This window comes from Marinobacter sp. L-13, from assembly GCF_056857715.1.
Map to the genome: position 1 here is coordinate 17,082 of NZ_JBSXNQ010000060.1, position 17,242 is coordinate 34,323.

A 17,242-nucleotide genomic window follows, 5' to 3' on the forward strand; every position below is an offset into this window, starting at 1 on the left:
AATCAGATAAACAGAGACGCGATTAGGAACAGGGCTGCGCCGGTAATTGCGACATTGAACTGGCGATCCTGAAGAATCAGCTGGTCACGTTGCTGAAGATCGAGTTTTCCGGATTCATAAAGCCGGTTAACGAAATACCGGATAAATGGTGTGGTGATGAACATGCCCTGCTCTCCTCTATCAACAACAGCGGTAGATGGTAGGCAGAACAACCGGCGCCGAAGAGAGATAAAGGATCACCATGGAGCGACCCTTTTGAGGATGTTGGGGGACTAGGGTCTTGGGTAGTCGCCGGCCTTTATGGCTTCCTCTACCAGAGCCAGTTGGTATACATGATTTGCCATTGCCTTGAGGTTTTGAGGGGCACTTAGCCATTGCTGAAGGTCACCCGCACTCTGGTGCGCAATAACCTCGGCGGCGGCAACGGCCACAGCAGGGTTAATCTTTGCGTAGCTTTGCAACTCTTCGAAAGCGTTTTTATCCGCCAGGTCCAGCAACTGAGCCCTCGCCATGGATAAAACCGCCTTGTCCCGCCGGTACAGAATACCGACAGGTGTTTTCTCGACCAATGTTCGGGCAATCGCCTGCACCACACATTGTCCGGTTACTATGAAATGGACCAGAATTGTTGAGGCTAAGGCCAGCCCTACCTCGTCAGCCAGACCGGACGCTTCAAGTAACAACGCCAGCTTCACCAACAGGTAGCCAGTGCCGCCCCATATTGAGAGGGTGCTGAATAGCGCTATTTTTCGGTGCCTTGATGAGGATAGGCCCCGACATTGGAGCTTGTTCAAATCTATGCCGGAAATCGCTGAAACCATGGGTTAGCCCTCACGAATGATCACAAAACTACCCTCTCACACTCTCGTGATCCGGCAACTCACCCCATTGTCTTCAGACGATATCTTGTTCCTGGCGTATGTTTCTAAGACACTTGGTGCGACGGTCGCACTCATGTGATCCTCAAAAACAGCGCGAATCGCGAAGCAATCAAAGCATGCCGGAAACTCACAATGTCCAGTGATCAATCGAACGTCCTCAGCATCGACAGACCTCATTGCTCCCGCTGTGGGGCATTTCGCAGTCTTGAACAGCTGAACGGCTATGACCCACTTGCACCTGCAGGTCAGAAATACCGCAACGCTTACTGCATCCGCTTAGCCGATTGCGAGAGCCCTCAAACCAAAGCGCTCATAGACTCCCTGGCGAGAAGCATTGAGTAAACGCCACTATCTCAGTTGGGTCACTTCAAACAACCATAATTAGTTTGTTTCTTTTGTTTCTTTTGTTTCTTTGTTATTGTTAGGCACATCCACAACACGGAAGGATTAGCCATGCGGCACCCGGAAATATCCAATGAAGCAATCATTGCTGCCGGCAAAAAATTGCAGGAAGCGGGCCGTCGGATTACTGGCTTTGGTCTCAGAAAAATGACCGGGGGTGGATCGCCAGACCGCCTTCTTCGGGTATGGGAGGAGCATTGTGAAGCTGAGCGCAACCAAGGGCGTCCAAGCGCCAGAACTCAGGGACTACCCAAAGATATCGAGCACTCGCTGAAGGACTTGGCCTCCCCTTTGATGGACTGTGTGCGCCAGTTAGCGCTTGAGCTTTACGAAAAATCAGAAACGCATATCCAGCAGCAAACAGCGTCGGATATGGAGATGAGCCGAAAGGAACAGGAAAAAGCGAGGGCCGAGTTGCTGGATGCCCAATCCATGCTGCAGGAGCTCGAAGAAGATCTCGGTTATGCTCGCGCTGAGCGCATTAAATTATCGTCCGAGCTGAAATCCGCTCGAAAAGATATAGAAATTCTACAGCGCCAGGTCTCAGAACTTGAGCGCTCATTGGCGGTGGCTCAGGAAAAATACCAGCATGAAGGCGCGCTAAAAGACGCTGCGCTTGAGGCCTTGAAAGAAGAGAAAAGGGAGAATGAGGAGCTCGCCAAGACGATAAGCTTACTCAGAGCGCAAATGGATGAGCTTTCGCAGCATCATGCCAAACAAATCGACCAACTGCTTGAGAAAATGAAACCCATTGGCCCGATGACCAAAAAGTAAGCCAGGGCCCAAGGGGTCTGGCTTCCCCCCTGGACCTTGGCAATGGTTATTTAAGCTGTCTTTCGTGGACGATCTTTCAGCACCTGAGAGACGAGGTCAAACCCTCGAGGATCTCTCACCAGCTGATCTGCCCAATCGACACCTTTAATGTCCGATTCAAGAATCGGCGTTGGTGGCAGAAGTTGAATCACAGCTACCCCCTTCTCAGTCAGACGCTGAGTCAGGGTGTTGGCAGCGATTTCTCCGGCCTGGTTTCTATCTTTATCCACCATCACAAGTACTGTGTTGACGCCTTCTGGCGGCTCAAACGACTGCAGCATGGTGGTTGATAGCGTTGGCCAAACCGTCAGGCCTGTCATCTGCGACACCGCGAGAGCCGTTTCCAGCCCTTCCGCGATCCCAATGACGCCTTTTGGTTGCTGAAAGAGGCGGATCTGCCGTCCCTTACTGTGTTTATTCACAGAGGGGGTCAGTTTTCTGGCTTTATTCTTACGTCCCAGAAAATCCACTTTCAGGCCACTCTTGGTGATGAATGTCCGATGAATGGATACCGGCTCTCCCGCACTGTTGCGAACCAGGGCCAGTACCGCGCCATAGGTCCCCAAAACTCCGCCATCTGCGCCCACGTAATTCAGGGCGCAATGGAATCTCAGGTCACAGGCTGACATCGCGGCTTTCTTCACTCTTCTGCGCTCAAAGTAGGCCCTTGCGGGATAGGCACGCAGATCGTTTAAGGATACCGATTCCCGCCAAACCTGATTCAACCATAGCCTGAGCGTGGTCTCGTCAATGGGTTTTGGCTGGGGCACACGTATCGGTCCGGCTACGACAGATCGATTGCCAAGAAAGGCTTCGAGTTCGTCATAGGCCCTGGTAAAGGACCACTCATTGACCCACATCAGCATATCGATGCCTTCGGGAATGACGCGCCAGTTCTGTTTTACGCCACCTCCAGTAATGTTGGCGTCGCGGAAAAGCCGAAATCCATCCACACCACCCTCTACGGGGCAAGGCACATTGGTGCCCACTTTACTGATGGCCTGTTCCAGAGCCGGAGCAAGCGCCAGAAAGGCACTGAGCCAGCGGCCCTCCATTCGGCGTTTCAGGCTGGTTGAGTCTCTTTTATTCATGTTTTCTCCTCAATAACAGTGACTATCAATGGATTGCCACTGCAGAGCAGTGGACAGAAGGGGCGAAAGCCCCCTCAGAGACATCAGTGAATCGTCAGGACGACTCGCTTATAGGGCACCCAGGTGTCACCGAACTGCTGGTAAAACAGTTCGGTGACACGCTCGGGCTCATAGATGGTGATGAGGCGGATCGGCTTGCCCTGACGGGTTGTCAGGCTTTGCTCGATTTTTTCGGATGAGGGCATGGTGAGTTCCTTTCAAAAGAACGGGACACACCAGCCCATGAGGGACAGTGTGTCCCTTGTGGGGGTTGAGTCAGCTCATGAATTTGCGCCGGTAGTACCGAAGCCAATCGAGCATTTTGTCGGGGTCGACTTCCCATTCACGACAGCACTGCGCAAACGAAAAGGGCATTTCCCGGTTTTCAGACAGTATCCAATCCCAGGCTTCATCAGACGGCTTCCTTCGCAGGCCACCACGTGATTCGCCAAAGGCACTTCGGACGGTTTCGATCAGGAGTTTTTCCCTGATGACAGGGATCTCCTGGTCCTGGAACGCCAGCGGTTCGCCCAAAGGCGCACTGAGCTCCGGTTTTCTGGTGTAGTTCTCCATGTGTCCTCCTTGCGGAGAAACACGCCAACCCCTTGCGGGTAACGTGTTCCCGCTGGGTTGGTGGAAAGAAGTGAAATCACATATCGAGTTCGAGCACGTTGCTCGCGATGCTGAAAAGCGCCGATTGGAGCTGACTCACATCGCTGATGACGCACCAGTTCTCGAAGAAGCGTTTCACCGCTGGTGACCCTATGCCGATGGCGTAGGTGTCGATATGGCCTTTGATCAGGCCGTTGAGGTAGTTCACTGCCTGGGGATTGTTGGGGTCCCCATCGGTTATGACGATCATCACCTGACGAGCTTTGTGGCTCGCAGTAAGTTCACGGGCTGCGTAAAGCATGGCTTCCGCCAGAGGAGTTCCTCCACCGGAGTCCACGCAAAACCTCCCCAGATTCGGGCGAACGGGTTGTCCGCGTCGGATCATGGGGCTGACAGAACCACCGTTCCCGGGAAACATCGAAACTGCGATGTCACACTTGGGAATCGTTGATATCGCCAGCGCCAGTGAGACCGTTGCCTGGTTAGCAATTTCTTGCTGATGCTGCATGGAACCACTGCAATCAAGCAGAACATGCACCGAGGTCTCCGGTCGCGATGTCTCATCGCGCTGGATAAACACGCGAGCATCACCTGAAGCCAGACGGCTCAGTCGACGACCGTCTACCCGTCTGCCCCTGATATGAAGCCTCTGAGACTGACGGGTTTGGGCTTGAAGCAGGCCAATCAGGCGACTGCGGATCGCTGACGACGTCAGAATGCCCGCCTGCAATTGCCCGTTGTCACCCCGGTCGTTGCCACCAAGTTCCCCCACAGCTGAATCAATCTGGAAATGCTGTCCAGACTGGTCTTTGCGGGCTTGAGACGACAAAGCATCACGCAGTTGGTTGGCGGTATCTTCCGGCAAATCGGTTTCTTGCAAGATCCGATCGTGAGTCGATGCGCCATTCGATGATTGATCCATCGTGCCGTCCGTTGAGTTATCCCCGGGATCGGAGCTAACGGACGGATTCGCCGGGTCCGTGCAGGACGACGGGGCGGTGGCTGGATCCTCCGGAGAATCGGACTCCCCTGCCCCCTGGTTTTCTGAGGTTGATTCATTGGCATCAGCGTCCTGGCTTCCGCTTCCACCAGACGACTCGCCCTGGGAGGGCTTGTCCTGCTGCGGAGCTTCACCGGCATCGGTTTGCTGCTGTTGTTTCTCATCCTCAGCGTCTTTCAGCGCCTTGAGTATTGCTCGGGCAACTTTAAGACAATCGTCACTGCACTGCAGGTTGGTCATGTATTTCCCAAGCAATCCATCCAAACGGACGAAAAAGCCAGCGGGAAAGGTTTGCTCTACTACCTGTCGACTGGCAGTGATGATCGGTCGGTAGACCTCGCGGGACAGATACTCTCCATACAAGCGGTGGTAGAGGTAACGAAACAGCTGTGATGCTTCGTTTTCTTCACTGCTTGGTACGGGGGTCCATCCCTGTGCATGGATATATTCCTCCATTGCCGTCAGGGTGAATCGGGTACCGGGAAAAGCGTCCTGAATCAGGCCTTCTATCCGGATGTCCTCAATCAGGTTGGTCAGGTTGCGTTCGATCGCCGACCGGCACCTGCTCAATGTGGTGAAGTCGGAATCACGAATGTGAGCCGATTCATGAGCCAGATATCCGAACAGAACATCTTTTAGCTCAGACAGCGAATCGAGCATCGGTAGAACAATCGTCTGGCCGTTGGTGCACGCATCGCTGCCCGAAAGCACAACGCGAACCCCAAACTGCTCCCCATAGGCCGCAGCTACGATCGGCAATGCCCGTTCCAGGGCAGTTTTCTGATGTCTCATATAACCCCCTAGAAGTAGGCGCCCATCGAAACGACAGACGGTTTTGGTGTGGTTGATGCAAGTGAAGCGCCGCTTTCGCTCACATCCGTTCTCAGTCCTTCAATGAGCCTGGTCACCGAGAACTGGCCGTTTACGATGCATTCCAGCTTTTTATCGTCGGAACACATGGTCAGAAAGGTCAGCACACGCCCGAAACACGGGTGATCCTGATCGATCCGAACCGCGGGGATGGATTCCCGAAGTGCTCGGAACTCACTCAGGACCCTGAGAATCCGACCGTTGCCAAAGCTCAGGGTGTCCAGTTTGCTGACCAGTGGGTCCAGCTGCTTCGAGAGGTTCTGACCGCTGATGGCGCGTTTCCGCTCCAGCAGACGATCGGACATTTCCCGGCAGCTGAGGCCTATTTCGTGCAGGATCTGGTCAGCAATTTCGACCTCATCCGGCTCAAAACCCTCAAGGGGCTGGAGTTTGTAGAGCTTGAACTCGAACTTGAATGCGTTCGCTACCGTTTCCCGGTCTGGTACCTGGTCCCGGATAATGTGAGCGTATTCGTCGTTCTCCGTGATCCAGTCCTCTTTGTTCCTGTCAAAATCGTTGAGAAATTGCTGCAACGCTGACTCAAAGGACTGCTTTACGGTTTCCAGTCTGGCAACCACGTCATCGATGGCATCGTCGCGAACGGCGAAACCACCCATAAAGCGGGTTCCCTGTGCCAGACACGCTCTTTCAGCCGCTTTTCGCTTATTCAGCAGCGGATCGAGAGCCCTGGGCGGAAATATTTTCTTCCGGCCCAGGTCCAGCAATTTCTGTGGCGGTAGTTTGCCGTTGACGCCTAAAAGAATATCGCTGTCCCGTGAGGCTTTTTTCTCGCCGGACCAGCAACGCATTTTCAAATAGACAAGGGTGGTTCCATGGATAAATTCCATGTCGGATCTCCTGAGTTGAGAAGGTGGTGACCGCCGGGATTCCGGCGGGTATGAGGTTTGGCTCAATGAGCCTGGAGGTTCAGTGTCGATTTCAGAAAAATGCGGCTTTGGTGTCGGAACAGATGGCATTCAGATCAACCGGGGCATCACATGCGCCCAGTGCAACACCGTATTTTTTGAAATCCGATTCGGTGCAGCGCTGACGCAGCGCCGCGAATTCTGATCCTTTGGCGATAAGCTCGATGAGCTCATCAAAGTCCGAGGTCAGAAGTTGGTTGTTGTCGTCTGCAATCTGAACCGGGCCACGCAGGGTGTCCGAGGTATCGGATTTCCGGAAGTGGCGCCGAAATGCAAACAGAAGAAGCAATGCCAGGGGCCCTTCGCTGATTTCAGCGCCGCCACTGTACTTGCCATGGTAAATCGACTGATAAACCGGCAACTGCTCCAGTTCTTCAGCCATATCGCAGAATTGCTCTGCAAAACGATCGCTTGTGGCGTCCAGCCAGTCACGCATTTGATGGTCAGAGACCTTCGAACTGACGTGATACCACAAGGATGAGGGAAGCGAGTTCTGCTCTTCGGAAAGAGCGATCACGCGGCAGGTTTCGGGGTCCACGGTCAGGCCTTCTGCCCGGGTGTAACCTTTGCCTAGCTTATCGTTCAGCCGTTTCCGCCAATTGCTGTCACTCGTTGGCGAATAGCGGAGACTGGAACCACGGCGGCCATACCAGATGTCATGACCCCCATCCGAATTAGGCTTACTGTCGATGGCCCAGATCTTGTCTGAGGTTGAGTCCCGGTAGTGCAGGACGGTAATCGATCCGCTCATTGGGTATCTCCCTGTGTCCAGTTCGAACCAAAAACGTCCTTCGCGATCTGCTCGATGGCAATTCGCTGCTCAGGTTCGGCTTTTGCGGTCAGAGACTGCTTAAGCGCGTAGGCCAGAGCGTTTGGTGCATTACGAAAACTCAGAGACAGCTTTGCCCACCGGCACAACGTACGAGTGGACATGGTGACGGTCAGCGGTGTCGCTGATTCTTCACCGCCGATGAATAGCCTGCGGATCTGATTCGCAACGCGAACCATATTCCGGCGGATTTCTTCGGGCAGCTCCGGGGTTTTCTGTTCGAGGATCATCAGTTCGACATCCTCGGTTGGATAGTCCACTTCAACCATCCTGAAACGATCCAGAAAGGCAATATCAAGCTGGTTAACGCCTTGATACAGCCCGGTGCTGTCGCCAGAACCGAGGCTGTTGCCGTTTACGATGAACCGAAAGTTTTCATGGGCGTGAATGATCTCTCCCCCGTTTGTCGCAATGACCAGCGGGTGTCCTTCAAGGACATCGTGGAGAGCCGCTAGCTGACCAGGATCAGCTCGGTCAATCTCGTTCAAAATAAAGAGATGGCCGTCACGCATGGCGATGGAAAGGGGTCCGTAGACGAACTCCATAGATCCATTGACCAGTTTCCAAGTGCCCACCAGGTCATCGAATTCCATGCGCGAGTGCGCAGTAAAACTCTGCACCGGCCAGTTAAGGCGTGAGGCGACTTGGTACGGCAAGGTGGTTTTTCCGGCCCCGTAATGACCGGAAAAGTACAAACCGTCACCATCGGGATCATCCAGAAAACTCAGGATGTCCCTCAGTGTCTCCCTGCGAAATACATAACCGTCATTTCGTTTTGGGATAAACGGGTTGTTGATGTCAGAGAATCCAGCGGTCAGCACTTCGACCGGGACGTCCAGGTTAAAGGTGTTGCGAATAGCCATAGCTTGGTCGCGTACAGTCATAAAAAGGCTCCTTGAGTGAGGCTTCTCACCGAACCAGAGCGCATCAACCACCCAGTAGGTGATGATGGCCTACTGGCTGGTAAAGATTTGAAGAGTGTGGATATACAGCCGTAGCCGTCGTGTCCGTTTCAATATCCGGGATAGACACTTATTTTGTCGTGCAAGCACGAACAAAATGCTTTCGGAGTTGCCTGGAGCCAGGTAACCGCCTTCCCTATGGCCCTATCCAAGAAGAACATAGGGGAGACAGATACAAAGCGGAAAATGAGCTGTTCCGAGGGGTAAACCCCGGAACAGTCATGCAGTGGATTAGAAGTAAGCGGCCTTCACTGACGTCACCAGCTCATCAACTGCGGGGTTGACCAAATCATCTTCTGACTTGGTGAAGCGAACTTCTTCCCGAGTTGGTTTGCGATAGGGTTCCAGTTCGCTACTCACATCTTTACCTGGGAAGGTATCCCGCAGATAAGCGAGGTAGTCGATGCTGCCGGCCTTCTCAAACCGCGTAACTTTGACACCTCCGATATCCGCGCGTTGAAACGCCCCCATCAGATCGGTCATAGCACGCTGGACGCCCTTCTGGTCTTTTTCCAAGGCCTTCAGTTCGTCCTTCAGTTTCCTGATGCGATGCTGCTGGCTGCGCCAGGCATCGGCATAGGCTTCCCACTTGAACTTTTCCGTTCCGCTTTCCGGTATATACCAGTCACGATCAGGGTCCAGTTCAGGAGGGGTTTTGGTCTGGACTTGTTCCCAGAACTGCTTGGCCGCTTCCAGAATCTGGTTCTCGCGTTCAGGCGTCAGTCTAATCTCGAAATCCTGATCCGAACCGTCTTCACGGTAGAAAATCAGCCGTCCGACACGGGTGCCAGCAACAGTTAACTGTGCCTGCACCTGGGCTTCGTAAAGCTTGAATGTCGGTGACGCAACGCCGTTGGCTTCAAGATCCTCCCAGACTGCTTTGGAGGGCGCTTTGAACTCATAAGGCTGATTGTGTGAATCGATGCCATCGAATGACGCACGAAGTACATCCCATCGCGAACATTCGCCGCACACCGGCAGCAGAATTTCACCGTAACGGTTTTCTGCGACCTTGCGCGCCTCATCCTCCAGAGCAATGCCCCGCTGGATGTTGGGACTACCAGAGAGATCTGGTGGGTTAATGCGACCTGTTTTCTCAGCCCAGAGCTGCCAAACGGTCTTGTAAGGACTGAGTCCCAGAATGACGGGAATGTCGGTGGCGGTGACCCCCAGACTTCTCCAGTTCAACCATTCGTCTGAACGCTGGTTCAGGTCTACTACAGTCATTTTCGGCATTACGAGATCTCCTGATCGGGGTAATGCCGCCCAAAGGGGTGCATTACCCCATTGGGAAGGTTGAGTGATTAAGCGGTCATTGCGATCGCTTGGTCTGTGATGTACTGCTCGCATATTTCGGCGAACAACTTCGCGTAGTTTTCACACGGAAAATCAGCAACCGGGAACTCCGGATACTGAAACTGAACGTCAGGCCTGAATTGACCAATGACGGAATACCAGGCTGGTTTCCCGTCGGATTGCTCAGCTTCCTTGTGAGACTCAAAAACCGCTTCGACCCTGAACGAGCCAAAGTCACGCATTTGTTCCAAGCGTTCAAAGTAAAACATCACGGGTTTGCGTTGAGTGTTCATCGGTTAAGTCCTCTTGAGGGTTAAGAGGGGGGATGAACACTCCTAAGGAGGCTCATGACCCCCTTGGGTGGTTTATAGATGGTTAGGAATTGACTGCTTGATCGCTGATGTCCGAGTTGCACTCGGTTCTGGCTTTTTCAAGCTCGTCGAACGCCCAGGCCAGCTCTGCTGGCTGTTTGATTCGACTTTCCATAACTTCTTTGCACGCTTCGAAGGCATTTTGTTGCACTGCCCGGTCCACCAGTTGTTTCACGGTGTTTTGAACAGCGATGGATACCTCGTCACGTGGCGGTGGTGCAGGAAGAGCAGCCGGTGAGACGACATTGTTTGCCAGCACAGCCAGGCCTTCTCCATTTTCCTCATTGAGAATCTGAAGGGCCCGGGCCATACGGGGCGTCGACATCGGCCACCATTTGCTCGCTCGTTTGACAATGCTCTTGAGCATCATTTGTTCAGCCCAATCAACCCATGGTCCAAAGCCTTTTTTGAAGGCTTCGCTGACATCCCGAATTTTATCCATGTCCGCCTTGGACATAGCTTCAACGAGAACGCCACCGGAAGGCAGCTCCGCAAGGCAGTAACCCCCGCGAATAGCGCCTCGATCCGTCGAAAACGGATCGCATTTGTGATCGGGTTTATCGGCGGGGCCTTTGTAGGTGAACTCATCATTCTCATAGACGAGTTCGGCCTTGGCCCACCGGATAGCACCAGTTTCAACGCCGATTGCGATCAGGCCGCGATAAGAGATATCGAGCATGACCTTGGCGTCTTCGTTTCGGCGCAATCTGCGTGGAACGAGATAGGCCAGACCCTGGTTTGGGTTGAGGGTTAAGCCCACAGCCGCGACGTTGTACATCGCGAGCCTGAGGCTAGACGGGTTATTCTTTGCGACATCGAGCAGGTATGAATTGTTCATTAACTGCTGAGTGGCAAAGATCTGCTCTTGCTTGAAGTCCAGGCCGGAGCCGGAAAACTTCTCTTTTGAGGATTCAATGGCCTGATGCCACTGAGCGGGTTTCACGACTTGCGGTGTGTGAGTCATAAAATGATCCCTTGCGAGTTGAGTGTTCAGGGGGATAATCCCTGAAGAGGTGAGAGTTGATGCAGACCAACCATTACATCGTCGATGACGCAGGCAATTTTCGGTTCACATCGGTTGGGCTTGAGGAACAGGGGCCTTTGCTGGCAAAAGCGGGCATTGATCCAAAGTCCATCAAGTCCTATGAGGAGTACCTTCAGAGCAGAAAGGCCGCGGGGCCTTACTTTCTGGAGTACCTCAGAGAGCAAACTGACCGAATGCTGGAAGGTCAGCCGAACACCACAGAGTGGCAGGCCGTGCGATCCATTGCGTTTGGTTCAGATGAAGAGCAGAAAGCTCTGATTGAAAAGATGAAGCGCAAACAATCGTTCAGGATTGTTTAGCCTCGGCACGGGCATTGATCTCTTCGATGATTCTGGCGCGAAGCCACTTCAGCGATTTGATCTGCTCCCGGTTGGTGAGTAGCACAAGCATTTCTTGCGAATTTGCCAGGTGCCGTTTGAGCTGCTCATCACTCGCTGTCTCCAGCCAGTAATGGACCTCTTTTCTTGAAAACCCCATGGCTGTTCCTTTGAAAAGGATGGGGCTCTCCGGTCAGGGGAAAGTCCCCATCCGGGTTTATTGGTCTACTTCACTACAGCCGAATGTCGTCCCAATCGTAATTGTCGATGGGCGGGCTCTCCTGTGAAGTCTGACCTGAAGGTACGGCAAGACCGTTCTGGGCGCCCTGAGCATCTCGTTTGAAATACTTCGGGAGCTTTTTCGGGAAGTCGTTCACCATAATTTCCGTGGTAAACCGATCTTCTCCGTTCTGACTTCGCCATTGACGGGTTTTCAATTCGCCTTCAATGAGCAGAAGATCCCCAGGTTCGATATTCATCGCGATGTGTTCAGCGGCTTTACCGAATGAAACACAGCGATGCCATTCGGTTGTTTCTTTCCATTGCTGCGATTCCTTGTCCTTGATGGACTTGGATGTAGCGACAGAATAAGAGACAACCTGGGTGCCGGTTGGCGTAGAGCGAACATCTTTCTGGCCAAGTCGGCCGATGAGCTGGACTCTCTGATACATAATCATTTCCTCTTGGGTGGAGTGTATTCAATCTCAACAGGCACACGGCTGTTGGACTGAATGAGTTGCTGCCTACGCATGTGCTCAAGTTCGAGAGGCGTAGCAATAATTGGCCGGATAGCCATGTGTTCAGGTTTCTTGACGCGGCTAAATGCATACCGAATCAGAAGGACAAGCCCTTTAACACAGTGCTGAAGGGCCCATTTCAGGGTTTGCCCCGTAACCACGAGTAGGCGATCGCTAAGAGCGGTGCCCCATCTCATGGCATTGAAGACAACCAGGCTGCCGAAGCAGAACCAGAAAAGCGCAAACAAACCGATCAACAGTTCCATCACGCACTCCGTTTAGTCGAAAAGACATAGCCGAACTCGGTGTCATACACCCAGGTCAGGTCATTTCTGGTCGAAGCGTTGAAGTGAGGAAGAACCAACACTTCACCAGCTTGCGAGGTGGCCACGATATAGCGCCCATAGGTGCTTTTCTCGATGGCCAGTTTGATTAAGTGCCCGATTTTGTTGGCGTGGGTAGAGTGATGCTTGGGAGCATCGATTTCATGAAGATTCATGAAGCGTTCCTTTTTTGAGTGTGAAACCAGATTGCCGCAGCAATCGCATCCATTTCATGGCTTAGTTGGGGATGCTTATCAGGCGCCGGCGTTCTATGAACGGTCAGCAGCAAGATTCTTGGAAAGCTTCACTGAGGACACACTCAAGTCTGTATCCGTTGACAGGGACACAGGCCGCAGTGGCCTCGGAACACTAGGGCGTGAGAATTGGCGTACCAGGTGAGATAAAGACAGACACGCAAAGACACCGGGCTGAGGTTAAGCAGCTCGAGTCAGTTGCGCGTACTGTCTGGGGGAGTTCGCGAGAAGCGAGGAGAATAGAGTCGGAAGACTCAGGACTGATGTGCGGTATGGCCGTGCTCTTTATCGGCTTCGGCCAGTAGTTTGCGATGATTGAGAGTATCAATTCTCGCAGCCACTGCGATTCCGACGACGATGAGCGCTGTTAAAACACCTACAAAGACTATCACTTGAGCCTCCATAGCTTATGAACCTCCTGTCAGTTTGGTTGATTCTTGATCATCCTTCAACTCCTTTGGGGAATTGGGGGGATGGTCCAGACGGGTTCGTAAGAGTTCAACAACGGTTGTGTGATAAGCGACCTTACCAGCAACAATGACCCGTATGGCGAGAATGATGATCGCAAAGATCATATAGATCGCCAGCTTCAGGATGTCAGAGTTGATCATGACTTCCCAAAGAGACAGGCTGATGGGTAACACAGTAAAACTGGTTACCGCCATTGAAACAGCTCTCCAGCGGGCAGCGTTGGTTTTTGAGCTGATGTACAGCTTTTGATTTGATGTGAACATGGTTTTCTCCGGTTGAGCGTTAAGCCAGATTGCCGCAGCAATCGCATCCGTTTCGTGGCTAGGTTGGGGATGCTTATCAGGTGCCGAGTTCGCAGAACTGCAGCAACAAGATTCCGGAGATCGCCGTTTACACGGTCAGCCCTGCCCTCTCAAAGAAAAAAGCACGGCATGACCGGAGTTCTGGCTTATAGCGAGAAAATCCAGCAGCAAGAGATGCACTGAAGAACAGAACTACAGGGTTGAACAACGCAGATGCGAGGATACGGGAGGTTTGAGTCTGGCTATGAGCCTGATGCCAGGGTCGACTCGGTGAGGCATCAATGAGAAAGTTACAACACCGGTCTGCACCTGACAAGCAGTTATTCGAGCAAAATGCTCAGGATTGTTACCTGTAGCTTGCGAGAGATGTCACTGGCCGCAATACAGATCTGGTGCTTTTTACGGGCTTCTGCTGGAAAGCTGGAGCAGTGCAGTGGGTACGGGAGGTACAAATAGCAAAATTTTGGGGTGGCCGCGCCAGGCGCTCAGTACCAACGTTGATTATCGTCGATTAAGGTTACTGAGATTTATTTCGAATATCAGCTGAGGAAATATCCTTTTAAGATCCTTTTTCGGTCAGCAAACAGAATATGCCCCCCTTTGCTATATCAGCCAATCATAGCGCCTTAGTGGCTGATCTGGGGCCTCATCTGATATCCGTGTTCTACATATTGTGAGTGCTCGATTCGCTTCAAAGAGCCAAACACGGTATAGCCGCCAGCAGTCCACGTACCCATGAAACCGGTCTGCGGGATCCGTATACAGTGGCACTTGAGTCGTCTGATAATTTCTTTGCTCGTACTCGCGACTCCCTACGGCGTGATTCTGCTCCCACGAGGACAGCATAGTCGTCACCGGCCCAATCTCGATTTCCGGCAGCGCTTCAGCTACAGTCTGAGAAATGCCATCATCAGCTTCGAAGTGATCCCGCATGATGTAGTAAAGACTCTTTAGCTGTTTCACTAATCCCACAATTGAGTCCACCGTATCTGGGATTTCGACTCCTCGTGAAACTGCTCGGTGCAGCATCTCGAAGCACGACTCCATCTCTGGTGAAAACCGAGCGACCGGCTCGTCTGGAAGAACAAATACCGGTCCCGTAGCTTTTCTGCTCATGACCTATCCTTACATCGATTTCTCATTTTTAACCACTACAAGAGCTTCGCCGATCACCCTCGGGTGTTAATGGATGGAAAGCTGAGCGCCACAGCTGGACCCCATGAATTTGGCTGTGGGACGAAGTGTTTTATGCCGTCAGTATATCTCGCAGAATGCAGAACACCTCGAGACTATCTCTAAAATGGAAGCCATGCGTGTTCGGAGCGAAGTATTCGAACACAGTACTCCATGGTAGTTTTACCGACTCCCATGGCATCGCAGGCAGCTTTCACCGTGTATCCCTGCTCGACCACCAGCTGGGCAGCCTCCAAATGGACTTCCGGACTGAAGGACCTCTTTTTTTCGTCTTCGTCTTCACCTGATTCATTATGTGAGTGATCATACAACTCAACATCAGGTGGCCAGATTCACTATGCCACTACATGAAATCTGTTAGGAACCGGAAGATGGATCGTGAACCAAACAAAGAATTTTCGATGACGATGCCGAACCCTCGCTTGTTAACAGAGATTCGGGGGCTGATTGAAACGGCTAGGCAGCAAGTCGTGCGAGCGGTCAACAGCTCTATGGTTCAGACCTATTGGCATATTGGCCGGCTCATTATCGAGGACGAACAGCAGGGGGAGGCCCGAGCTGCCTATGGAAAGCAGCAGCTTCAGCGTCTGTCCCAAGAATTAACCAAAGAGTTTGGAAAAGGCTTTGATGTCACGAATCTGCGTAATATGCGTCGGTTCTATGAAGCGTTTCCAAATCGAGAGACAGTGTCTCCCGAATTGAGCTGGTCGCATTACAACCATCTTTCTCGCATTGAGAATCCTGAAGCTCGCGCATGGTACCAGCAAGAAGCGATCCAGGAGGGATGGAGTGTTCGTGCGCTGGAACGGCAGATCGGTACGCTGTATTACGAACGGCTCCTAAGTAGTCAGGATCGGACATCAGTAAAGCAGGAGGCCAAGATCCAGACACGCCCATTGTCCGAGCCGGACGCCAAAAACTACCTGCGCGACCCCTATGTCCTGGATTTTCTTAACCTGCCTGGTGAACGGTACTTGGAAGCTGACCTCGAACGGGGGCTGATCGACAATCTTCAGGCTTTCCTGCTCGAGCTTGGCAAAGGATTCGCGTTTGTCGCCCGGCAGCAGCGCATCAGCACCGATGATCAGGATTTCTTCATCGACCTGGTGTTCTATAACTTCAAGCTCAAGTGTTTTCTTCTGGTGGACCTCAAACTGGGCAAGCTCACTCACCAGGATGTCGGTCAGATGGACAGTTACATCCGCATCTACGACCAGCACCGCAAGGGAGCCGACGATAACCCGACGATTGGCCTGATCCTGTGCAGCCAGAAAAGCGAGGCGGTGGTGAAATACTCCGTGCTCACGGACAGTGAGCAGATGTTTGCCGCTAAGTACCTGCCCTACCTGCCTACAGAAGAAGAGCTTCGGCGGGAGCTGGAACGAGAGCGGAACTTAGTACAGCAGCAGATTGAGCAGGCAAGTTCGCCTATAAATAGCAATGATTGAACGGTTCAGCGTCGTGGAATGACGCTGAGATCATGGGTTGCGGAATCCAGCCTTCCCCCAGGTTTCCGGGTTGCTAAGTCCAATCCGGTGGTGCATATTTCTTAAGTGACTCTCCCCTTGCAGGCGCATTCAGTTGCGATCAGCTTGGGGCGAAAGAACCGCCTCCTTGGCGGTTTTCACACCCAGGCACTGGAAATGAATACCCAAAGCAGATTGATTGCTGTCACTACGTGCCGGATTACTGCCACTTACCCCTGTTTTGATGCGATTTGACGGCGGTAAAACGCAAGCTTTAGGGTTTCTAACTGTCCGCTCGGGACAATAAGATTTTCTTTCTCAATGGCGTTGATGGCTGCGGGGAATTCACCATAACGTCCGATTATGCGCAGTGTACTTGGGAGACCACCAGAGCCTGAAGCGGGTTCCAGGGCACGTCCTTGTGCCGACTTCGTTATTTTTTCTTCCGAGACGGTTTACTCTTTTCACCGACGGTTTCCCGCGGGTGTTTCTTGGCAAAGGTCTCGGTTACATAACGGCCTGTTACAGCGCTTCGGTATTTTTTGGACATGCGTCACCTCACATCAATGAAAAGATTCTAGCGATGCCGAGGGATGTCCTCGGCATCATCCTCATTTAGCGGTTTGGCCAACTCCGGAAATGGGCGCAAACACGCTGAAGCGTGCCGTTGACCATTCGGAAGTAGGCTCGAACGTAGACAGCGGGTCTGATGACCATGGCTGATCTCCTGTACGAGATAGCCAGTGAGGTGACGGTAAGAGGCGTAACGATCACGGGACGATAGATCCAAAGGGTATTGGCATACAAGCGCCTCGTTTTGTACTATTCTCAGTCCATCAGCCTCATTGGCTGGTTGGAATTTGGTAAGGGAACATTCTTGGCGGAAGGCCCTTACCCCGTGCTAAAACCTCAGGACTTCGGTCCTGGGGTTTTTTATCGCCTAATAAAAGGCGATGGACTGATGATACTTGCCTTTGGCCACTTCGTCAGCCTACTTACCAAACAGACTCACAATATTGTGTTAGCCAATATTTTCATTTA

22 protein-coding genes are annotated in these 17,242 nt (G+C 52.5%); 3 read left to right on the forward strand and 19 right to left on the reverse strand.

Going from position 1 to position 17,242, the window contains the following annotated elements:
* Window positions 1–2: 2 nt before the first annotated feature.
* Together AC13DD_RS14460 and AC13DD_RS14465 are read right to left on the reverse strand one after the other, a co-directional pair.
* On the reverse strand, window positions 3–164 hold the full coding sequence (locus AC13DD_RS14460; RefSeq protein ID WP_171040003.1) for a hypothetical protein: 162 nt from the start codon (window positions 162–164) through the stop codon (window positions 3–5).
* Window positions 165–272: 108 nt separating this feature from the next.
* Window positions 273–695: a hypothetical protein gene (locus AC13DD_RS14465; RefSeq protein ID WP_482931334.1), complete on the reverse strand. Its 423-nt coding sequence runs from the start codon at window positions 693–695 to the stop codon at window positions 273–275.
* A gap of 639 nt (window positions 696–1,334) precedes the next feature.
* Between AC13DD_RS14465 and AC13DD_RS14470 the strand changes: the two genes are divergently transcribed.
* Window positions 1,335–2,057 (forward strand): DNA-binding protein, encoded by a 723-nt coding sequence (locus AC13DD_RS14470; RefSeq protein ID WP_482931335.1) that lies wholly within the window; start codon window positions 1,335–1,337, stop codon window positions 2,055–2,057.
* Window positions 2,058–2,107: 50 nt separating this feature from the next.
* On the opposite strand, the gene AC13DD_RS14475 is transcribed toward AC13DD_RS14470, so the two are convergent.
* From AC13DD_RS14475 to AC13DD_RS14520, 10 genes are all read right to left on the reverse strand, one after another.
* On the reverse strand, window positions 2,108–3,187 hold the full coding sequence (locus AC13DD_RS14475; RefSeq protein WP_482931336.1) for a toprim domain-containing protein: 1,080 nt from the start codon (window positions 3,185–3,187) through the stop codon (window positions 2,108–2,110).
* Window positions 3,188–3,270: 83 nt separating this feature from the next.
* The gene (locus tag AC13DD_RS14480) at window positions 3,271–3,432 is read right to left on the reverse strand and encodes a hypothetical protein (RefSeq protein ID WP_157680783.1); all 162 of its coding nucleotides are present in this window, start codon (window positions 3,430–3,432) and stop codon (window positions 3,271–3,273) included.
* Between the two features lie 70 nt (window positions 3,433–3,502).
* Window positions 3,503–3,799: a hypothetical protein gene (locus tag AC13DD_RS14485; protein ID WP_011783431.1), complete on the reverse strand. Its 297-nt coding sequence runs from the start codon at window positions 3,797–3,799 to the stop codon at window positions 3,503–3,505.
* A gap of 76 nt (window positions 3,800–3,875) precedes the next feature.
* Window positions 3,876–5,630, reverse strand: coding sequence for a VWA domain-containing protein (locus AC13DD_RS14490; protein ID WP_482931337.1), 1,755 nt, complete (start codon window positions 5,628–5,630; stop codon window positions 3,876–3,878).
* Between the two features lie 8 nt (window positions 5,631–5,638).
* Complete coding sequence (locus AC13DD_RS14495; RefSeq protein ID WP_011783429.1) at window positions 5,639–6,556, reverse strand: DUF3150 domain-containing protein; 918 nt, start codon at window positions 6,554–6,556, stop codon at window positions 5,639–5,641.
* A 91-nt stretch (window positions 6,557–6,647) separates the two neighbouring features.
* Window positions 6,648–7,385: a hypothetical protein gene (locus tag AC13DD_RS14500; protein ID WP_199448487.1), complete on the reverse strand. Its 738-nt coding sequence runs from the start codon at window positions 7,383–7,385 to the stop codon at window positions 6,648–6,650.
* Window positions 7,382–8,347 (reverse strand): AAA family ATPase, encoded by a 966-nt coding sequence (locus AC13DD_RS14505; RefSeq protein ID WP_011783427.1) that lies wholly within the window; start codon window positions 8,345–8,347, stop codon window positions 7,382–7,384. The genes AC13DD_RS14500 and AC13DD_RS14505 overlap by 4 nt, the downstream gene beginning before the upstream one ends.
* A 309-nt stretch (window positions 8,348–8,656) precedes the next feature.
* Complete coding sequence (locus tag AC13DD_RS14510) at window positions 8,657–9,661, reverse strand: YqaJ viral recombinase family nuclease (protein WP_482931338.1); 1,005 nt, start codon at window positions 9,659–9,661, stop codon at window positions 8,657–8,659.
* Window positions 9,662–9,729: 68 nt separating this feature from the next.
* The gene (locus AC13DD_RS14515; RefSeq protein WP_482931339.1) at window positions 9,730–10,014 is read right to left on the reverse strand and encodes a hypothetical protein; all 285 of its coding nucleotides are present in this window, start codon (window positions 10,012–10,014) and stop codon (window positions 9,730–9,732) included.
* 82 nt (window positions 10,015–10,096) lie between these two features.
* Complete coding sequence (locus AC13DD_RS14520) at window positions 10,097–11,056, reverse strand: recombinase RecT (protein WP_072678483.1); 960 nt, start codon at window positions 11,054–11,056, stop codon at window positions 10,097–10,099.
* A 59-nt stretch (window positions 11,057–11,115) separates the two neighbouring features.
* Here AC13DD_RS14520 and AC13DD_RS14525 point away from each other — a divergent pair, with 59 nt between their 5' ends.
* Window positions 11,116–11,436, forward strand: a complete 321-nt coding sequence (locus tag AC13DD_RS14525; protein ID WP_072678482.1) for a hypothetical protein — start codon at window positions 11,116–11,118, stop codon at window positions 11,434–11,436.
* Here the strand turns inward: AC13DD_RS14525 and AC13DD_RS14530 are convergent.
* From AC13DD_RS14530 to AC13DD_RS14560, 7 genes are all read right to left on the reverse strand, one after another.
* Entirely contained in the window at window positions 11,423–11,614 is a 192-nt protein-coding gene (locus AC13DD_RS14530; RefSeq protein ID WP_041657523.1) for a hypothetical protein, read from the reverse strand. The two genes, AC13DD_RS14525 and AC13DD_RS14530, sit on opposite strands and share 14 nt — an antisense overlap.
* A 73-nt stretch (window positions 11,615–11,687) precedes the next feature.
* Entirely contained in the window at window positions 11,688–12,125 is a 438-nt protein-coding gene (locus tag AC13DD_RS14535; protein WP_482931340.1) for a single-stranded DNA-binding protein, read from the reverse strand.
* Between the two features lie 2 nt (window positions 12,126–12,127).
* Window positions 12,128–12,457: a hypothetical protein gene (locus AC13DD_RS14540; RefSeq protein WP_227664050.1), complete on the reverse strand. Its 330-nt coding sequence runs from the start codon at window positions 12,455–12,457 to the stop codon at window positions 12,128–12,130.
* Window positions 12,457–12,690, reverse strand: a complete 234-nt coding sequence (locus tag AC13DD_RS14545; RefSeq protein WP_482931341.1) for a hypothetical protein — start codon at window positions 12,688–12,690, stop codon at window positions 12,457–12,459. Before AC13DD_RS14545 ends, AC13DD_RS14540 begins: the two co-directional genes overlap by 1 nt.
* 332 nt (window positions 12,691–13,022) lie before the next feature.
* The gene (locus tag AC13DD_RS14550; protein WP_157680784.1) at window positions 13,023–13,172 is read right to left on the reverse strand and encodes a hypothetical protein; all 150 of its coding nucleotides are present in this window, start codon (window positions 13,170–13,172) and stop codon (window positions 13,023–13,025) included.
* Window positions 13,173–13,175: 3 nt separating this feature from the next.
* The gene (locus AC13DD_RS14555; protein ID WP_011783420.1) at window positions 13,176–13,502 is read right to left on the reverse strand and encodes a hypothetical protein; all 327 of its coding nucleotides are present in this window, start codon (window positions 13,500–13,502) and stop codon (window positions 13,176–13,178) included.
* A gap of 1,334 nt (window positions 13,503–14,836) precedes the next feature.
* Complete coding sequence (locus tag AC13DD_RS14560; RefSeq protein WP_011783419.1) at window positions 14,837–15,046, reverse strand: transposase; 210 nt, start codon at window positions 15,044–15,046, stop codon at window positions 14,837–14,839.
* Between the two features lie 60 nt (window positions 15,047–15,106).
* On the opposite strand from AC13DD_RS14560, the gene AC13DD_RS14565 reads away from it, so the two are divergent.
* Window positions 15,107–16,183, forward strand: coding sequence for a PDDEXK nuclease domain-containing protein (locus tag AC13DD_RS14565; RefSeq protein ID WP_227664051.1), 1,077 nt, complete (start codon window positions 15,107–15,109; stop codon window positions 16,181–16,183).
* Window positions 16,184–17,242 lie beyond the last annotated feature (1,059 nt).

Bases quoted from the DNA above. Each gene is read 5' to 3' on its own strand.
- AC13DD_RS14460 (WP_171040003.1), bottom strand. From the start codon at position 164: ATGTTCATCACCACACCATTTATCCGGTATTTCGTTAACCGGCTTTAT.
- AC13DD_RS14470 (WP_482931335.1), top strand. From the start codon at position 1,335: ATGCGGCACCCGGAAATATCCAATGAAGCAATCATTGCTGCCGGCAAA.
- AC13DD_RS14475 (WP_482931336.1), bottom strand. From the start codon at position 3,187: ATGAATAAAAGAGACTCAACCAGCCTGAAACGCCGAATGGAGGGCCGC.
- AC13DD_RS14480 (WP_157680783.1), bottom strand. From the start codon at position 3,432: ATGCCCTCATCCGAAAAAATCGAGCAAAGCCTGACAACCCGTCAGGGC.
- AC13DD_RS14485 (WP_011783431.1), bottom strand. From the start codon at position 3,799: ATGGAGAACTACACCAGAAAACCGGAGCTCAGTGCGCCTTTGGGCGAA.
- AC13DD_RS14490 (WP_482931337.1), bottom strand. From the start codon at position 5,630: ATGAGACATCAGAAAACTGCCCTGGAACGGGCATTGCCGATCGTAGCT.
- AC13DD_RS14495 (WP_011783429.1), bottom strand. From the start codon at position 6,556: ATGGAATTTATCCATGGAACCACCCTTGTCTATTTGAAAATGCGTTGC.
- AC13DD_RS14500 (WP_199448487.1), bottom strand. From the start codon at position 7,385: ATGAGCGGATCGATTACCGTCCTGCACTACCGGGACTCAACCTCAGAC.
- AC13DD_RS14505 (WP_011783427.1), bottom strand. From the start codon at position 8,347: ATGACTGTACGCGACCAAGCTATGGCTATTCGCAACACCTTTAACCTG.
- AC13DD_RS14510 (WP_482931338.1), bottom strand. From the start codon at position 9,661: ATGCCGAAAATGACTGTAGTAGACCTGAACCAGCGTTCAGACGAATGG.
- AC13DD_RS14515 (WP_482931339.1), bottom strand. From the start codon at position 10,014: ATGAACACTCAACGCAAACCCGTGATGTTTTACTTTGAACGCTTGGAA.
- AC13DD_RS14520 (WP_072678483.1), bottom strand. From the start codon at position 11,056: ATGACTCACACACCGCAAGTCGTGAAACCCGCTCAGTGGCATCAGGCC.
- AC13DD_RS14525 (WP_072678482.1), top strand. From the start codon at position 11,116: ATGCAGACCAACCATTACATCGTCGATGACGCAGGCAATTTTCGGTTC.
- AC13DD_RS14530 (WP_041657523.1), bottom strand. From the start codon at position 11,614: ATGGGGTTTTCAAGAAAAGAGGTCCATTACTGGCTGGAGACAGCGAGT.
- AC13DD_RS14535 (WP_482931340.1), bottom strand. From the start codon at position 12,125: ATGTATCAGAGAGTCCAGCTCATCGGCCGACTTGGCCAGAAAGATGTT.
- AC13DD_RS14540 (WP_227664050.1), bottom strand. From the start codon at position 12,457: ATGGAACTGTTGATCGGTTTGTTTGCGCTTTTCTGGTTCTGCTTCGGC.
- AC13DD_RS14545 (WP_482931341.1), bottom strand. From the start codon at position 12,690: ATGAATCTTCATGAAATCGATGCTCCCAAGCATCACTCTACCCACGCC.
- AC13DD_RS14550 (WP_157680784.1), bottom strand. From the start codon at position 13,172: ATGGAGGCTCAAGTGATAGTCTTTGTAGGTGTTTTAACAGCGCTCATC.
- AC13DD_RS14555 (WP_011783420.1), bottom strand. From the start codon at position 13,502: ATGTTCACATCAAATCAAAAGCTGTACATCAGCTCAAAAACCAACGCT.
- AC13DD_RS14565 (WP_227664051.1), top strand. From the start codon at position 15,107: ATGGATCGTGAACCAAACAAAGAATTTTCGATGACGATGCCGAACCCT.